The following is a 16,640-nucleotide window of genomic DNA, read 5'->3' as shown; positions in this document are numbered from 1 at the left end:
ACGATTTTTCATCGATACACCCTACCCTGCCGCACTAACCGAAAACTACCCTAGGTACGGTTCTTGCGCGAGGTCTTAACGCTTACGCTAGCTTGGAGAAATTAACTGGTCGGTATCCTCTAGCATCAGCATCTTATGGTTTCTCTATTCGACCCAATCTGACGTATCACCGCGCGCGTGCCGCGCCAGGGCGTCTTTAACCAGATTAAGTGTTTGCAAATCCATGGCCGCGAGCGGCGCTTCGTCGATTTGGGTCACCCATTGCGCACAGCGCTCCAATCCCATCACCTGCTCCAGCACCCGCGGAGAGACATAGTCCAGTCGGGTCATCGCGCCACCACTGTGCGAGGTCCGGCTGCTGAGGTGCCCGCGTGCGAACTGGAAAAATCGGCTGATGGAGTCGACGTGTTGATTCACCCAGCGTCGGCCTTCGTCCCCCTCTTCTCCGTATCGGTTCCAGTCCAGAAGATATGTAGCAACATCGGCATCTGCCAAAAACGCGTTCGGGTCGCGGTCAGCCCACTGGGAGAGTGAATGCAGGTAAGCGCTCTTCAAACGAGATAAACCCTCGTCGTCGAGATCCCCGACATCGCCCTTGCGCCGCAGCGCAGTTTCTGCTGCCAACAGCTGATTAACCGTGACCAGACCGATGCCTAAGGTGAAAGCCTGGATAACCAGCTGGCTGCGTTCGGCTGCCTGCTCATGGCGCCTGAGGAACAGTCGCAGCAAACGCGCGACCTGCAGGCGTGGTGACCAGTTGGTGAATGACATCCGCCGTCCCACTTGGTCACCGGCGTACAGTAGGGTTTGAACAACTGCTAATGAATGCTCAAGCGGGAATTCTTCCACCAAGCCGAGCAAGCGTTGCAGAATTTCCGCTTGGCGGTCTTCTTCGTGGGCAGTCAACAAGGTGGTGAAAAACTCGGGCTCAGTGATACGCCTGCCAAGCTCGTGCAGCAATGAGTTGGGAATATCCTGTTGCGGAATCGAAAATTCGAAGTAGCGGTCGAACACCTCGTCGCGGCAGACTCGCGAATCGATCAGCCAGCGCGCCTTCGTTAGTTCGTCGTGCTCACCGTTGCTGAACACCCAATCCAGGGTAGGGAACAGTGTCTGCAGTAATCGGCGCGTGTTCGACTGATGAAGCTCCGGGGCTAGGTCAACCAACTGATCGATCACCTGATTGATACGTTCCCGCTGTGTCTGGTCTTTGCGTGTGAACGGCTCGCTATCGGTCAAGAGCTCTTTGTGGTGCGGTAGTTGGGCGTGGGTCTGCGGAGCAAACACACGCAGACACTCCAGTGCGAACAAGTCGACCGCATTGACTTCTGCTACCTCCGTGCCACGCAAAAGGCGGCAATGAAACGCCAAGGTCGAGGCGTAGCGATAGACATGACGTAGGTTGCGAAAGAACGGCCGTATCCCACGTTCAAACACCTGCTGCCAATACTCTTGGTCAAAGCGCTGCTGCAGTTGCGGCTCTTCCGCCAAGATCGCGTCCAGCCGACTGAATAACACCGTCTGCAACTGACCTCCGGCCACGGTGGGAACGCTGAGCGGAGCCTGAATAATCTTTTCCAGGTAGGTTGCACCGTCGAAGCCAACCTTGGTCAGTCCTTGCTCCACGGTGTCGCGTTGAAACAGCAGCAGAAATACCACATTGGCGAAATCCATGTGGGCCTTGACCAGTTGGAACATTGCTTTCATTTGTTCGGCTGACAGCCGATCCAAATCATCCAGCACGATTACCAATGGCTTCTGCCGAGCGTTCAATAGTTGCTGCAGTTCGGTGCGAATCTCACTGAGCGTTAAGGCGTTCTCCTTGGCTTGTTGTTCCAGGCTCTTCGAGTGATTGGTCGCCCACAGGCCAAATTTCTTCAGCCACGGGCCAGCGGCGCCAAGCCAACTAGCCGCGCTGAGAATGCCAACTGCTACCTGCGCCGCATTGCCTTGAGCGACGCTGGCCAGGCCGGTCGTCACCAGCGCCGAACCGAGAAGGATCGGTGTCCATTTTGCAGTGGTAGTGACTACGCTGGCGCCGACATTCAGGTAGCGGCCATAGTGACGCAACAACTTCGCCAGTTTTTTGTCCTGCTCGCTAGCGTCCTTTCGCTGTATGGCACGCGAGATCTCCTCAAAAAAGGCTTTGCTCAAGCTATCCTGGCTGGCCCATTGCCAGGGATTGAACTCGATCAGCTGGCAGCCTTGGCTTGCCTTTAACTGTTCAATCGTCATGTTCTTGATCGAACTTTTACCACTGCCCCACCCGCCGGTCAGGCTAATCACCAGGCTTTCCTGGTGCTGCCACGAGTTGATCGCTAGCGCTAGGCGCTGTGCGAAGCCAGCGCGATCCAGTAGATCTTGCGCCTGCGTCGTGATCGGGCGGTCATCGGCAAACTTCAATTCATCATGAGCCATAGGCTGCATCCGGGCAGTCGAGATTTCAGGATTTGGTTATAGCGTTAGTGCGCCTGCGCGGTGGACTCTTTTGCAGAGCGTCGCGCAACTGTCCGAGTTGAAGCTCCAGGGTGTCGGCGCGCGCCTGCTGCATCACCTCGTTGCGCTGTGCCTCGACGAGCGTTGTCTGCAGCTGCTGCAGGTCGATCTGCTGGATATTACAACGTTCCTCTGCCTGTGCCGCTACTTGCCGCAATTGGACGAGGCTCTGGTTCAACACCGTACTGTGAGCCTCGGCGAGGACACGCTGCTCGTGCGCGGCATCACGTTTGTGCTGTTCCGCTTGCAGTGCTTGCTGTAGGGCATGAACGCGAGCATTGGCGTCTTTGAGCTGAACGCTCAGTCCCTTGCTCTCTTCCCGGGCTCGATCGATTTCGCGATAGGCGCGGTCCTCGACATCGCGGGTGTAGCGCTGCTGCTCGCTGCGCGTTTGCTCAGCCTGCTCACGGCTTCCCTGCAACTGCTGGCGGACCTCGGTTAATTGCATACGCAGCTCGTCACGTTGCGCCTGCAGTTCGTCGCGTTGGCTGCGAAGGTCGTCGATCTGCGCCTGGCGCTGGGTCAGCAGTTGCTCCAAGTCGGCCAAGCGGATTTCCGCACCCTGCCGCGCTGTCACTGCGTCCGCCGTCTGCTGCCGGGCTTGGGCAACGTCCAGGCGCGCGCGGGCCTCCAGCGCACCCAGCGCCTCGCGTTCTTCTATAAGTACCTGGCGCTGGCTGCTCAGTGACTGCTCAACCACGCCTTGAGCCAAGGTGGTCGCCTGCTGCCAAATGGCCACGAAAGCCTGCGCTACTTCCGCCGGCAGTCCGGGCAATCGCGTTTCGCCACGCAGGCGCCCAGCCAGCTGTTCCCACCATTGGTCGAGTAACGCACCGACCCGCGCCGGACTGCCGCGCCCCAGTTCAAGGCGCACCCGCTCCACCGTCGGCCGCTCACCGCGGGCTAGGACCGCATCCGCTGCAGCAAATACGTCGTTTTCCGGTACCCCTACCGCCATGCCCTGCCCTCCGCAATATTAGGTCTGATAATTAAATCTTATCCTACCTAATATGTCGGAAAGTTAAAAAATAATACATTTAACGTATGATTTATTACATGGATAACCAATAGTTTGCGAAGGTCCCGCTGGCGCCGGTTGTGTTGGCGCATAACCCCCATTCGGCCGCCGAGAGTTGGATGCCGGTTGGAGACACCTGTTACCGATGGATATGGTTACCGAGGGCGTCAAGGTCAAGCCCGATCCTTCGGCCTTCAGCACGGTCAGCCGCTTGTTTCGAGGCCCAATAAGGCCCAGACGCATCGGAAATTACAGTGAGGAAGAAAATCGCTATCGTGCCCGAACCACTGCAGGTCATGCCCGCTAGCTGCACCGGCTGCCTGTGAGGATTGCCTGATCGCGCCGCCCCTGCTGTTTGGAGTAACGGCAATCGGCGCTTTTCGGAACTGATCTACCAGCAGGTCGAGAATCTGCGCCGGCTGAACGTCGACACCTGGCTGTATACGCTGGGAGTCACGGTAAGTAGACAATGCGCACCCCGGGAGATGAGGGGGCTGGCGAGGTTGCGGATGTGGTGGCCTTCTCTGTCATTCGACGGTAGTTATCGCCCCTGTGAAAACGCAGATGGCGCCGTCACCGGCGCCATCGGAAAGCCTTTCGGCCAAGCCAGAGTCTGGACTCAGCGAATTGCTCAGGCCATGAAGCGCTCTTCCAGGGCCTCGCCGTGATCGGTCCAGAAGTCCACATCCATTTGCACCATGCTCTTCATGTTGGTCGGGTTGCGGTTCAGCTACTAGCACCTCATAAGTCAGCATTGCCAGACTATAGCCCCCGTCCGGGCGCTACATCTCAAGGCTGAGCGTCCCACTATTGCCTCACGACCGACTCTGAGCATTTAAATTGCTGGCTCGTAGGGCTCAAGACCGCTTCAGTTTGAGCGACTTAAGCAGCGTCCCTTTCGGACGGACTACCCCTAACTTATAGCCTGCCGACAGCAATGCCAGCCACCCGATACCTACATAGAGCGCCATGCGAGTTTCAGGGTACCAACCCAGTACACAGAAAATGAACACCATGAAAACAATTGCGCAGGCGGGCCCTACAGGCCAGAAAGGCACGGGAAAATGCAGGGCCTCAACCTCAGTTCGAGTCATTTGCCGGCGCATTGCTACCTGGGACAAAAGAATCATCAACCATACCCATACAATCGAAAACGTCACCACCGACGCCAAAATCATGAAGAGATTTTCCGGGAACAGATAATTGAGCAGAACACCCAACAGTAGGGCGGTCGCCATAACGATTACAGTCATCCAAGGCACACCGAATCGTGACAGGCGGGAAAAGCTGGCGGGTGCCTGGCCGCTCTGAGCCATGCCGTACATGATTCTCCCTGCGGCGAAAATATCGCTGTTAATGGCCGATAGCGCCGCAGAAATGACGACGATGTTCAGCAATGTAGCGGCCGACTTTATACCTAAGCCGCTGAATATCTGTACGAAAGGACTGCCCTCGCTGCCAATCTTGGGCCAAGGATAGATGGCCATCAGAACGAATAGTGTAAGCACGTAGAACATCAATATACGCAACGGCACGGAGTTAATCGCGCGCGGCAGGACCTGTTGCGGGTTTTTAGCTTCCCCCGCAGTGATTCCAATCATTTCTATGCCGCCAAAGGCAAACATTACGACGGTGAAGGAGGCTATCATTCCACTCACGCCATTGGGGAAAAAGCCACCGTGCTGCCACAAATTGCTTAAGCCGGTCGTTACTTCGCTGGCAGTGCCCAACTTAATACCGAAAATTAGAACTGCCAACCCGGCAACGATCATCGACGCAATAGCCGTGACTTTCAGCAATGACAACCAGAATTCCAACTCGCCGAATACCTTGACGCTGCACAGATTCAGAGCCCCGATGAAAAATACAATGCCCAGGACCCAGATCCATCGTGGTGTGTCTGGAAACCAGTAACTCATATAAACACCAAACGCGGTCACATCAGCCAGACATACCACCAGCATGGAAAATGCGTAGCTCCAGCCAGTCAGAAAACCTGGAAAGCTCCCCAAGTACTGAGTTGCGTACTGGGCAAAAGAACCCGATACAGGATTGCGGACGGCCATTTCACCCAAGGCTCGCATCATCATGTAAATGGCTATGCCACCGATGATGTAGGCCAGCAGCACCGACGGGCCAGCCAGCTTGATTGCCGAGGCGGACCCATAGAACAACCCGGTGCCAATAGCGGAACCGAGCGCCATGAAGCGAATATGGCGAGCACTAAGGCCTCGCCGCATGGAAGATGCGCTATCGCTCATTCCAGTTAGTCTCCACATTGTTTTTGTTTGAATGCCGAGGCATCGCGCGGACGTCTGGATTTTCAGGCCAGACAAGTCCCCAGGCCGGCCATCGGCACCTGTAGTGGTTAAGTGATTTGCGTGAGCGGGACCGGCGTTTTCATTGTCAATGAAAGCCCGTTCGCGAGGACTACAACCGCACAGTGGAAAGTCGCTTGATTTCGGACCAAGCGCGTTGTGCGTAGTGAGGATCGAAGAGTGAGTGATAGCCCCCCGTGTGCCAGAAAACCACTGGGCCTTCCAACTCCCTCCTTTTCGCGAGGTCGATCAACGCCGCGACTGCCTTGGCGCTGTAGACGGGGTCTACGAGTATCCCCTCGGTGGTGGCGAGCAGGTCGATGGCTTCCATCACGCCCGGTGCGGGCAGACCGTAGCCGTCTCCCAGATAGTTCTCCGTGAGGTCGATGTCCTCAAGTGTCAGGCTCACATCTGCGCCGATGAGGCGGGCACCACCTTGGGCATAAGCGAGGTACTGGCCGCGTACGTCATCATAGACATCACCGGCGACGACGATACCGCGGATCTTGCTTGGCGAACCGTGCAAGGCATTGCCCAACACTAGTCCGGAGTGCGTGCCCCCCGACGAACTGGCATGCACAATAGTGCCGATCGAACGCTCATGAGCGGCCATCTGCCCGCGAAGCTCGGAGTATGCCAGGGCAAATCCGAGCGAGCTTCTCTCGGAGGCACAGCCGATAGGTAGTCGATAGATACGCTCCCCTTTATATTCCAGTTCAGTGACCACGGCCTGGGCGTGGTCGGCGAGTTCGGCCCAGGTTGCATTGCCCACAAAGCGCAAGTTGGCACCAAAGAGTCCGTCCAACAGCAGGTTGCCAACCGGCTCCCGTGGCGCATCATGGCAAAGTACCAAGGTGCATTTCAGCCCTATCTGCGCCGCTGCCGCCGCCACCGCTCGCGCTGCATTGGACAGACGTGAGCCTTCCGCAACCAGATGAGTGGCGCCCTGGGCGATCGCATAAGCCAGCTCCACTTCGAGTTTGCGCACCTTGTTACCGGCCAGCCCCACCGTTCCGATATCGTCGCGTTTGCACCATACCTCGGCGCCGATTTCAGCACTGAACCGCTTTAGGTGTTGCACTGGTGAGGTAAAGCCTCGCAGATTCAGTCGAGGTAGTTTTTCAAGTGTTTCGAGAGCATTCATCGGGGTTATCCTTGTGACGAGCATCGTACGTAACAGGAGAATCGCCTGAGGAGGAGCCACCCGACTCAACCCAGACTTCCTGTCGACGGTGCAAGTATGATGTTGGCGCGATAAGCTCAAATAACGAAAACCAGACAACGCATACAAGGTTCCCGACAACATGGCCGTTGCACCTGTTTTACCCGCTATTAGCTCGCCTCTACCGCATTCCGTTCTGTTAAGGACCATGCGTCTAACGGAAGTAACGTCTTACCCTACCGAGCGCCATGACTGGGGCGAATTCGTCTACTCGTTCAGCGGCGTGATCGAGTTGACTGTGGACGACCGTGAGTACCTGACACCGCCACATTACGGCTTGTGGCTTCCGCCTCGAGCTGAGCATGGCGCCAGTACTCGGCCCCACGTGTGCTACTGCGTGCTAGACATTGCCCCGGAACGCTGTGTCAGACTGCCCTCCGAGGTCTGCACGCTGGCGGTCGGTCCCATCATCAAGGCAATCCTTGCCGACTTGGTCGAGCGCCAGGTTGATTACCCTCGAAACGATGACGACGCACGGTTGATGCAGGTGCTGGTAGACCAGATAAGCCTGGCACCGCGTCGAGATACGTATCTGCCGATCTCTAAAGATCGGGCACTGAGTCAGGTGCTCGAAGCACTGCATCTGGATCCAGGTGATAATCGTCCTCTGGAAGCATGGGCCAGTTTCGTACATAGCACCGAGCGCACGCTCTCGCGGCGTTGCCAGCGTGACCTGGGAATGTCATTTGTGGAGTGGCGGCAGCGTCTGCGGCTAGTTAGAGCACTCTCGATGCTGGAGGACGGCACCCCAGTGCAGACCGTCGCGCTGGAGTTGGGATACAGCACTTCGTCCGCTTTCATCGCAATGTTCCACCGAATGATCGGGTCAACTCCGGATGAGTTCCGCAAACGTGTCGTACAGTTATAGCCACGTCGCCCCGCCAGGTTTCAAGATCCCACCGTCGTATCATTCCCCTCGCAAAAGAGATGGAGCTGAGAAGATCGTCGCCATGGCAGGCGGAACGCAGAAGGTTTTGGACGGCGCAACGGTCAATGGAAACCAGGGGTTCCAATGGGCCGCCGAGTAAGCGCATTATATCCTTGCGCTGAAGCCAAATGAGCGAGCCACATCAATCAAGGCGCTTGCACTCAGGGAGTTTGGAGAGCGCCAGGTGAATGCAACCGCTAGGAATTACTACCTTACGGTAGCCCAGAACCTTGAAAAAACTATTCAGGTTTATGTTAAGAAGTAACAAGATGCGCTGAGTGAGGTTGCCGATCGCGTTCGATTTAACGGAGTATCGCGACATCCGAATTAGTTCAGTATTCGGACTAACATATACTGAACCAGTAACGAGTACAGATCAATTCGAAGGGTCCATATAACGCGCGGCCCATAGCCGGAAGTTCCCCGCCTCGTCCAGCCCGACAACCGGCTTGTTGAACTTTGGATAAACGCTAGACAGGCTGTGTAGCGCCGATGGTTCTTGCCTGCAGGGAAGATGTATTTGTCAAGCAACGCATCATAAGCACGCAATGGGGCGGCTTCAACCGCCCCATGCTTTTACTGACGGGCTGCCGGGCCTGCATCAGCGGGCCGTTTTTTCAATCACGCGGAAATTACTTTCGGACGTCGGCTCTCTCCCGATGCGTCCGCTGCATGAGCGCATGGCGTTGGCAATCTCACCGCATCCCCTTCTGGCGCCGTGGAGTTGCGGTGTGGCTTGGCGATGATCATGTAAAGCAACCCGGTAGCTACCACTACCAGCAGCCCCACAAGTGCGATCCAGCGGTCAATAAACCCTAGAGCAGGGTTATTGGAGGGCATCGACAAAATTACGCAGGCGAACACACCGTAGGCCAAAGCACCCAGGTTGATAATACACCCCCACCGCCCCAGCGAGAAAGTACCGGCAGGTTTCCATCCTTTTAGCCGCGCACGCAGTGCCGCGAGCACAACCATCTGGAACGCCACATAGCCTGCCAGCATTTGCCACCCGGTACAACGAGTCAGGCACCAGATAGACAAAGAGCAGCAACAGCGCCGAGAGCGCATTGACACCTACCAGGGCCCAAACTGGTACATGCCCCTTTTTAGAGAGTTTGGCGAAGAGATTGGCGCCGGGGAACATATTGTCGCGCGCAAACGAGTAGACCAGGCGACTGGAGGATGCTTGCTGGCCCATCACGCATGCCAGGAATGAAGTGAGGGCAATGACGAGGAAAATCTTAGTGCCGATGAAGCCGATCGAGTCGTTCAGGATGGCGGGGATAGGATCAGCGATGTGACCATTCACGATCTCCACCAGATTGGGGGCCGCCAGAACGTAGCCGGCGAAAGATAGCAACGCCGAACTGCAACCGACCACGACGGTGAGAATCATTGCGCGCGGAATCTGCCGACCTGGGTTGGGCATTTCTTCGGCCACTTCGCCGCAAGCTTCAAAACCGTAGACCATCAGGATGCCCACCAGCGCTGCGCCTATGAATGCTTTGGAATAATCGCCGTCGAGTGCCGTACCCATGGTGTCAAAGAATATCGAAAAATCGTTATGGCGCTCGAACATAAGGAGGTATAAGCCCACCGCCACTACCCCGACGAGCTCCGCCGCAAGGCCAGCACCCTCTCGGGGCGTTCTCAGATGTGCTACACAGCGTGGAATCAAGGGTGAGAAACAGGCGATGTCCGCCAGCCCAGCAGCATCGGAATAAAGTGCCGGATCAGCCTCATTGCATAGAAGGGACTGGTCCAGAACCGCCGAACCTGATCGCTCCGGGCGTGGCCATGAAGACACCAGTTGCAAAAGTGCTCACAATTGTTGGTGAGCAACTTGTAGCGACACTCACCTAGTCTAGCTCGCGCTCTACAAAGCACTTGTTGCCCGCGATAGTCGGAGTCAGGCTGTTCAAGGCTCCAGACAGCGTGACACGCCGCGAAGCGACTGAGGGGTACCTCCTCCACCGGGCCGTATTGGAAGGTTTCGCAAAGTCCCGCGTAATGAATAACCAGACCGTTACCCGCATAGATGCCATGATGCAGAAACCCAGCGCGGTCGGAGACCAAGTGCGTTCCCGGCGGCCACGTCGCTCCTTCAACGGATGCAGCTAAATTTGAAGTATTGAGACGTGTGTGGGCGCTGCGCATGCCAGACCTCCTGCCTACCGGGCTTTCCAGACTGTAGGGTGAGATTTCAGAAGGGTTCATGCAGGCATCACGCCAATCTTACAGCCCCCAAGAAAAGAACCTTGAAATGCAGAAACCCGGGAAGCGTCCCGGGTTTCTGGTGATGCAACAGCTTATTTAGCGTAGTGGTACTTGCTGCGGAGTTCGTTTTTTTTCGGCTGCCGTGTTTCACGCACCTTGAGCATGTAATCAATCAAAAAATACCCCGCCAGCGCCAGCGGTAGTATGGAAAACAGCTCGAACGAACGGGCAGCCGCATACACATTAGCAGCCAACCATTCGGGCGACTCGGTAGCCAGCGCCTGGAATGCCTCGCTGCCACCTGCCGCTGCAACCTTGAAGCCGTCATACAGCTCGCCCATCCAAGGCACCACGACGTACCCGGAGGCCATCCCCGCAGCGCACATCAGGCCGATCCCAAGCGAGCCTGTATTCGGGTAGCGCTCCGAAACGATTGCCAGCATGTTCGGCCACAACAATGCTGCGCCCGCGCCCAATAGTGCGGTGGCCGCCATGGTAACCACTGGATGGGAAGTCATGGCCAACCCGAGAACCGAAACAAAGATCGCCAGGCAAGCAAACAACAGGATAGTCACGGCATGCACATGTTTGAGCGCGAACTCCGCAAGGCCGCGCGCAAACAGGTAGGCGACAGCAACGTAAATCAGCAACCAAGTGCCCTTTATACCGGAGATCTGGCCAACCACTATGTCGAGCCAGTTCTGCGGCACAGTCTCGCAAGCCAGCGCAAAGAACATGATACCGATCAGCACAAAAATACCCGGTTTGACGAACAGTTCCTTGCACATGCCTAGGAAGCTCACGCCATTGGCCACTCGCTCGGTCGGTGGAAACTGCACAAAGAACAGCATGACCAAAGCAAAGCAAGCCGGCAGCAACGACAAGGCAAACATATAGCGCCAGTCGAAACTTGCGGACTCGAAGCTGATCGCCAAGAGGCCAGCCAACATCCAGCCCAGTGGCCAACTTGTATGCAGCCGGTTTAGCTTGCCTGCCTTGTCATCCGGGTAGAGTGACGGTACTACCGGGTTGACCACCGACTCGATGCAGCCCCAGCCTACGCCATGCAGCAAAGCACCCAGCCAGAGCGTGTCATAGGCTTCAGTTGTACCCGGCTCAGCCACGATCATGATGATGAAGCCGACATTGAAGATGACCAGGCCGGCAAACAGCACCCGTTTTATTTTCAGGGCGTCAATGAAGGGGGGCAACAATGTATTGCAGACGGTGAAGCCGAGATAGGTAATGCCCAGAATCCCCCCAATCAACGCTGCTGAATTCAGCGGCGAAGTGGTGTCGAAGAACGCTGCTTTCAGCGTCCCGGCGAACGAAAGCTTGAGCATCATGGCAAAGCCAGCTGCAAAAAGCGCAACCCAGCAGACCAGAAACGCCCGCGAAATGTTTTTTGGTGAGTGCACCGGGTCGTACGTCTTGTCGGTCATTTTTATTCTCACTAATACGCACAGCTGCAAAATACGCGTTCCGCTGAAGCCCTGCGGTGCCATTCTGCCGGAGATACCGCTGCCAGCTGGCTGCGGAATGAAACTGCCAGGCCTGACGACCCGGCAGCAGTGTCAAAAGCCTGCGCGGAACGATGCCCAAGCCTGCAACCAGTCGTCATAGGTGGCATACATCTCCGACTCGCGAGGCGGCTGCCCCTTGAGCGGCGATTGCTGCAACACCTGGTCGACACGGTCGTAATCGAACAGCGAACGAGTACTGGCATCCATGTATTGCACGGCCTTGCGATTAACCACGGCAGAGCTGACCGCCTTGCTCATCTCCGCCTGCACCCGTGGGTCCAGAGCCTGGTTGATGAACGCCAGCGCCGACTCGGTATTCACCGAGGTCGCCGGGATGAACCAGGCATCAGCCCACACCGCACCACCCTCTTTGGGGAACACGTACTCTGTCTTCACGCCTTGTTTAGCCGTCTGCAGGGTGGCCGCAGTCCAGGTGCAGAAGCACGCGGAAATCTCCTTGGCTACGAACAGGGAAGCCACGTCACCGTTGCTGGAGGCGAACGTGCGGCACTGTTCGCGGTAGGGGATCATTTGATCCCAGATCTCGGCCAGCTCCTGGCGCGAGACATTCGGGAACTTGTCGCCATACCCGGTCACCTTGGCGGCCAAAGGCCATACTGTGAGCGGGTTGTCGAGGAAGGTCAGACGACCCTTGAACTCAGGGCGTAGCAGGTCCTTGAAGCTGGTGACCGGCTCCTTGACCTCCTGTGGGTTGACAACGATGGTGTCCACGCCCCAAGTCCAGGGGATACCGAAACGCTGACCGTCCCAGAACCACATGTCACCGTCGTAGAAGCGGGTGATGATGTCTGTGGGGTTGTAGTTGGGTACCTGCGCTACATCGATCGGCTTGAGCAGACCCAGGCCTTTGTACAGCTCGTTGTAGCCGTTGGAGTACTCCGACAGGTCAAGCCGCACGCCGCCGCCCATGAGCTTGGCGGTAACGTCATCCTGGCTGCCCATGATGCTGGCGTTGACGCGCAGGTTGTTCTGTTTGATCCATTGCGCGGCTTCGTTCTGCAGCGTGTAGCCCTCCCACGTCATGATATCCAGTTGCCCGCCAACGGCAGCCTGGGCATTCGGAATCCAGCGCCCGAGCGTTGCGCCCGCGGCAACCGCCGCAGCGCCCAGCATCAGCATGCGCCGACTCAGATGGGGGTTGAGCAAAGACGCATCGGGGAGGCGCGTCGGGCCTGTGTTATCTGCTGACATTGGCGCATTCCTATCCTGAAGAATTGTTGTTGAATTGGGCAGGATTGAAGCTGTTCGTCACGCTATGGCGTCGGCGCACCTCTAGAGGGTGGTTCGAGCGCCAAAACTCACTCAGCAAGAGCGGTGCCAAAATCAAATCATCTTGTAACTTATTGAATTATGGTCACTTAAAGTTTGCCAAGAGCTATCAATGGCATTAAGTCTCAGCAATGAGATAGCTACTTTTCATTGCTGAGACACGCCGAAATAAATCCCCCTCATCATCCCCAAGCGGGGCCTGCAACAGGCCCCGTCAGTCAAGCTGTGCGCACCTGCTGATCGGCATGGTAGGACGAACGCACCAGCGGCCCTGCGGCCACGTTGGCGAAGCCCATCTGCCGGCCTATTTCCGCGAGGCGTGCAAACTGGTCAGGGTGAACATAGCGCTGCACGGGCAAATGGTTCCGACTAGGTTGCAGGTACTGGCCCAACGTCAGCATGTCGACCTGATGATCCCGCATGCGCACCATCACCTCGATCACCTCCTCGTCCGTTTCCCCCAGCCCGAGCATAAGCCCGGATTTGGTCGGAACATGCGGCACGCGCGCTTTGAATCCGGCCAGCAAGTCGAGCGACCATTCAAAATCCGCCCCCGGCCGCACTGCACGGTAAAGCCGTGGTACGGTTTCCAGGTTGTGATTAAACACATCGGGCGGCGTGTCGGCGGTCACCCCCAGCGCAACTTCCCTGCGCCCACGATAGTCCGGCACCAGTGTTTCAATGCGCACATCAGGGCAGCGGCTACGGATCTCACGTATGCAGGTGGCAAAATGAATCGAGCCACCATCGCGCAGGTCGTCCCGATCCACCGAGGTAATAACTACGTATTTGAGCCTCAACTCTTGGATGGCAATTGCCAGGTTGCGCGGCTCCTCAAGATCTAGCGGCTTTGGTCGACCATGGCCGACATCACAAAATGGGCACCTTCGTGTACAGATGTCACCCATGATCATGAAAGTTGCGGTGCCGCCGGTGAAGCATTCGCCGAGGTTGGGGCATGCGGCTTCTTCGCAGACACTGTGCAGTTTGTGCTTTCTGAGCAGTGCCTTGATCCGCGCCACTTCCGGTGAGGCGGCTATCTCGACTCGGATCCAGTCCGGTTTGCGCGGTATGTGCTCCGTCGGCAGGATCTTCACCGGAATGCGCGCCACCTTGTCGGCGCCGCGCATTTTTACTCCGGCCCTCATTGACTGCCCAGGTTCGGGGGCTACGGTAGGTCTGGTCATCGCAGCCTCGTCAGCCTCGGAAGTAACGCTGTTGCACGAAGGGGGTTTTGCTCACGCGCACGGGAATCGCCTTGCCGCGCACCTGCGCATAAATCACGCTATCAAGCCCGGCATACGGAGCAGCGACATAGCCCATCGCCAGCGGCCCTTCCAGACTCGGACCGAAGCCCCCGCTGGTAACCCGACCGATCAGCTCGCCATCTTCTCTGAACAGCTCCACCCCTTCACGTACCGGAATTCGGTCGAGTGGCAGCAGGCCAACACGCTTGCGGTACACCCCTTCGCGTTGCTGGGCAAATATATGCTGAGCACCTGGGAACCCCCCTGCCCGCACGCCACCTTCACGCCGCGCTTTGGAAATTGCCCAACCCAGGCTGGCCTCGATTGGCGTCACCGTGCAGTTCATATCATGCCCATACAAGCACAGGCCGGCTTCCAGGCGCAGCGAGTCACGTGCGCCCAAGCCGATTGGTTCGACCTCCGGCTGGTCGAGCAGCAAGCGCGCAAGGGCGTCGGCATGCTCCGCCGGCACGGAGATCTCGTAGCCGTCTTCACCGGTATAGCCCGAACGGCTGACGTGGCAGGCAATGCCGCAGATTTCAACGGCCGCAAACTGCATGAAAGTCATTTGCGCGACGCTCGGCGCCAGCCGCGCTAGTACCCGAGCTGCAAACGGCCCCTGCAGGGCCAGCAAGGCATGGCTTTCGAACAGTGACAGTACTTCGCATTGCCCCTGCAATTGCTGCAGGTGAGCGAGATCCTGCTCCTTGCAGCCGGCATTGACCACCAGTAACAGATGGTCACCGGCATTGGCCACCATCAGATCGTCAAGAATGCCGCCTTGATCGTTGGTGAACATCGCATAGCGCTGCATGCCTGCCGGAAGATCGACGATGTCCACCGGCACCAAGGACTCCAGAGCCTTTGCCGCCGACGCACCGACCAGACGGATCTGGCCCATGTGACTGACATCGAAGAGGCCTGCCAGAGCACGGGTATGCAGGTGTTCCTTGAGCACTCCCAGCGGGTATTGGACCGGCATCTGGTAGCCGGCAAAGGGCACCATTTTTGCGCCTAGTGAAAGGTGCAAGTCATGCAATGGGGTTTGTTTGAGCGTCATCACGTTCTCCTCCATTTCAAAGCCCGTAGACCGGAAATGCAGCGCACAGCTTTGCCACTTGGCTAGCTACATGTGCTTCTACATCGGCGTCGCCGAGGTGGTCGAGGATGTCGCAGATCCAGCCGGCAAGCGCCTGGCTCTCGGTAACACCCAGGCCACGGGTGGTGATCGCCGGCGTGCCGATACGGATGCCGGAGGTGACAAAGGGCGACTGCGGATCGTTGGGCACCGCGTTCTTGTTGACCGTGATGCGCGCCCGGCCGAGCGCCGCATCTGCGTCCTTGCCGGTGATCCCCTGGCGAATCAGGCTTACCAGGAACAGATGGTTGCGCGTACCATCCGAGATCACCTCGTAGCCACGCGCCTTGAACACGTCGGCCATGACGACCGCGTTGTCCAGCACCTGCTGTTGATAGGCCTTGAATGCCGGTGCCAGTGCTTCCCTGAAGCACACCGCCTTGGCCGCGATTACATGCATTAGCGGGCCGCCCTGGGCGCCGGGGAACACGGCCGAAGCCAGTTTCTTTTCAATCTCTGGGTTGCTGCGGGCGAGGATCAGTCCGCCGCGTGGACCACGCAGTGTCTTGTGAGTAGTAGTCGTAACTACGTCCGCCAGAGCAACCGGGTTGGGATACAGCCCCGCCGCTACCAAGCCGGCCACATGGGCCATGTCAACGAACAGGTACGCGCCCACCTGATCGGCAATCTGGCGGAAACGGGCAAAGTCGAGCACCTGCGAGTAGGCCGAAAAACCCGCGACGATCATCTTTGGCCGGTGCTCCAGCGCCAGGCGCTCGACTTCGTCGTAATCGATCAGCCCTTGGCCATCGATTCCATACTGCACGGCGTTGTACAGCTTGCCGGAAGAACTGACCTTTGCCCCATGGGTAAGGTGGCCGCCGTGAGCCAGGCTCATACCCAGGATGGTGTCGCCGACGTTGAGCAGGGCCAGGTACACCGCTGCGTTGGCCGACGAGCCCGAATGTGGCTGAACGTTGGCATAATCGGCGCCGAACAGCGCACAGGCGCGATCGATCGCCAGTTGTTCAACAACATCGACGTGCTCGCAGCCACCGTAGTAACGCTTCGCCGGGTAGCCTTCAGCATACTTGTTGGTCAGCGCCGTACCTTGCGCTGCCATGACCTGCGGGCTGGTATAGTTTTCAGATGCGATCAGTTCGATATGGTCTTCCTGGCGACGGGTCTCACTGTCGATTGCAGCAGCCAAGGCGGGATCAAAATCGGTAAGGGTCAGGCTTTTGTGGAACATGGGAGTTTTCCTGGTTCAATGGGCAGACCGCAACGGGCTGGTCCGTTGCGG

Annotated in this window: 13 protein-coding genes; 2 read left to right on the top strand and 11 right to left on the bottom strand. The window is 57.5% G+C overall.

What is annotated here, in order from left to right:
• Positions 1 to 144: 144 nt before the first annotated feature.
• The 4 genes from AC1MHZ_RS17010 to AC1MHZ_RS16995 all read right to left on the bottom strand — a co-directional run bounded on the left by AC1MHZ_RS17010 (position 145) and on the right by AC1MHZ_RS16995 (position 6,976).
• Positions 145 to 2,418, bottom strand: coding sequence for a KAP family P-loop NTPase fold protein (locus tag AC1MHZ_RS17010; RefSeq protein WP_482966677.1), 2,274 nt, complete (start codon positions 2,416 to 2,418; stop codon positions 145 to 147).
• A gap of 25 nt (positions 2,419 to 2,443) precedes the next feature.
• Positions 2,444 to 3,454 (bottom strand): DNA-binding protein, encoded by a 1,011-nt coding sequence (locus AC1MHZ_RS17005; RefSeq protein WP_482966676.1) that lies wholly within the window; start codon positions 3,452 to 3,454, stop codon positions 2,444 to 2,446.
• A 917-nt stretch (positions 3,455 to 4,371) separates the two neighbouring features.
• Positions 4,372 to 5,775 (bottom strand): amino acid permease, encoded by a 1,404-nt coding sequence (locus AC1MHZ_RS17000; RefSeq protein ID WP_442758449.1) that lies wholly within the window; start codon positions 5,773 to 5,775, stop codon positions 4,372 to 4,374.
• Positions 5,776 to 5,944: 169 nt separating this feature from the next.
• Complete coding sequence (locus AC1MHZ_RS16995) at positions 5,945 to 6,976, bottom strand: 1-aminocyclopropane-1-carboxylate deaminase/D-cysteine desulfhydrase (protein ID WP_442758450.1); 1,032 nt, start codon at positions 6,974 to 6,976, stop codon at positions 5,945 to 5,947.
• Positions 6,977 to 7,136: 160 nt separating this feature from the next.
• Between AC1MHZ_RS16995 and AC1MHZ_RS16990 the strand changes: the two genes are divergently transcribed.
• Together AC1MHZ_RS16990 and AC1MHZ_RS16985 are read left to right on the top strand one after the other, a co-directional pair.
• The gene (locus tag AC1MHZ_RS16990) at positions 7,137 to 7,922 is read left to right on the top strand and encodes an AraC family transcriptional regulator (RefSeq protein ID WP_442758451.1); all 786 of its coding nucleotides are present in this window, start codon (positions 7,137 to 7,139) and stop codon (positions 7,920 to 7,922) included.
• Positions 7,923 to 8,091: 169 nt separating this feature from the next.
• Entirely contained in the window at positions 8,092 to 8,247 is a 156-nt protein-coding gene (locus AC1MHZ_RS16985; protein WP_482966734.1) for an alkyl sulfatase dimerization domain-containing protein, read from the top strand.
• A 561-nt stretch (positions 8,248 to 8,808) separates the two neighbouring features.
• Here AC1MHZ_RS16985 and AC1MHZ_RS16980 read toward each other — a convergent pair.
• From AC1MHZ_RS16980 to glyA, 7 genes are all read right to left on the bottom strand, one after another.
• Entirely contained in the window at positions 8,809 to 9,585 is a 777-nt protein-coding gene (locus AC1MHZ_RS16980; RefSeq protein ID WP_482966675.1) for an APC family permease, read from the bottom strand.
• Between the two features lie 71 nt (positions 9,586 to 9,656).
• On the bottom strand, positions 9,657 to 10,139 hold the full coding sequence (locus AC1MHZ_RS16975) for a lecithin retinol acyltransferase family protein (RefSeq protein WP_482966674.1): 483 nt from the start codon (positions 10,137 to 10,139) through the stop codon (positions 9,657 to 9,659).
• Between the two features lie 152 nt (positions 10,140 to 10,291).
• Positions 10,292 to 11,641: an MFS transporter gene (locus AC1MHZ_RS16970; protein ID WP_482966673.1), complete on the bottom strand. Its 1,350-nt coding sequence runs from the start codon at positions 11,639 to 11,641 to the stop codon at positions 10,292 to 10,294.
• A gap of 132 nt (positions 11,642 to 11,773) precedes the next feature.
• Positions 11,774 to 12,934: an ABC transporter substrate-binding protein gene (locus AC1MHZ_RS16965; RefSeq protein ID WP_482966672.1), complete on the bottom strand. Its 1,161-nt coding sequence runs from the start codon at positions 12,932 to 12,934 to the stop codon at positions 11,774 to 11,776.
• Between the two features lie 296 nt (positions 12,935 to 13,230).
• On the bottom strand, positions 13,231 to 14,199 hold the full coding sequence (gene lipA, locus AC1MHZ_RS16960) for a lipoyl synthase (protein WP_482966671.1): 969 nt from the start codon (positions 14,197 to 14,199) through the stop codon (positions 13,231 to 13,233).
• 10 nt (positions 14,200 to 14,209) lie between these two features.
• Positions 14,210 to 15,319, bottom strand: a complete 1,110-nt coding sequence (gcvT, locus tag AC1MHZ_RS16955; RefSeq protein ID WP_482966670.1) for a glycine cleavage system aminomethyltransferase GcvT — start codon at positions 15,317 to 15,319, stop codon at positions 14,210 to 14,212.
• A gap of 16 nt (positions 15,320 to 15,335) precedes the next feature.
• The gene (gene glyA, locus AC1MHZ_RS16950; RefSeq protein ID WP_482966669.1) at positions 15,336 to 16,589 is read right to left on the bottom strand and encodes a serine hydroxymethyltransferase; all 1,254 of its coding nucleotides are present in this window, start codon (positions 16,587 to 16,589) and stop codon (positions 15,336 to 15,338) included.
• Between the last annotated feature and the right edge of the window lie 51 nt (positions 16,590 to 16,640).

It is taken from the genome of Pseudomonas sp. FA-1 (genome assembly GCF_056856075.1).
Note: the sequence above shows the minus strand (reverse complement) of the source record. Positions and strands in the feature narration are given on the sequence as shown.

Excerpts from the sequence above, each read along its gene's own strand:
- AC1MHZ_RS17010 (WP_482966677.1), bottom strand. The coding sequence starts at position 2,418 with ATGGCTCATGATGAATTGAAGTTTGCCGATGACCGCCCGATCACGACG.
- AC1MHZ_RS17005 (WP_482966676.1), bottom strand. The coding sequence starts at position 3,454 with ATGGCGGTAGGGGTACCGGAAAACGACGTATTTGCTGCAGCGGATGCG.
- AC1MHZ_RS17000 (WP_442758449.1), bottom strand. The coding sequence starts at position 5,775 with ATGAGCGATAGCGCATCTTCCATGCGGCGAGGCCTTAGTGCTCGCCAT.
- AC1MHZ_RS16995 (WP_442758450.1), bottom strand. The coding sequence starts at position 6,976 with ATGAATGCTCTCGAAACACTTGAAAAACTACCTCGACTGAATCTGCGA.
- AC1MHZ_RS16990 (WP_442758451.1), top strand. The coding sequence starts at position 7,137 with ATGGCCGTTGCACCTGTTTTACCCGCTATTAGCTCGCCTCTACCGCAT.
- AC1MHZ_RS16975 (WP_482966674.1), bottom strand. The coding sequence starts at position 10,139 with ATGCGCAGCGCCCACACACGTCTCAATACTTCAAATTTAGCTGCATCC.
- AC1MHZ_RS16970 (WP_482966673.1), bottom strand. The coding sequence starts at position 11,641 with ATGACCGACAAGACGTACGACCCGGTGCACTCACCAAAAAACATTTCG.
- AC1MHZ_RS16965 (WP_482966672.1), bottom strand. The coding sequence starts at position 12,934 with ATGTCAGCAGATAACACAGGCCCGACGCGCCTCCCCGATGCGTCTTTG.
- lipA (WP_482966671.1), bottom strand. The coding sequence starts at position 14,199 with ATGACCAGACCTACCGTAGCCCCCGAACCTGGGCAGTCAATGAGGGCC.
- gcvT (WP_482966670.1), bottom strand. The coding sequence starts at position 15,319 with ATGACGCTCAAACAAACCCCATTGCATGACTTGCACCTTTCACTAGGC.
- glyA (WP_482966669.1), bottom strand. The coding sequence starts at position 16,589 with ATGTTCCACAAAAGCCTGACCCTTACCGATTTTGATCCCGCCTTGGCT.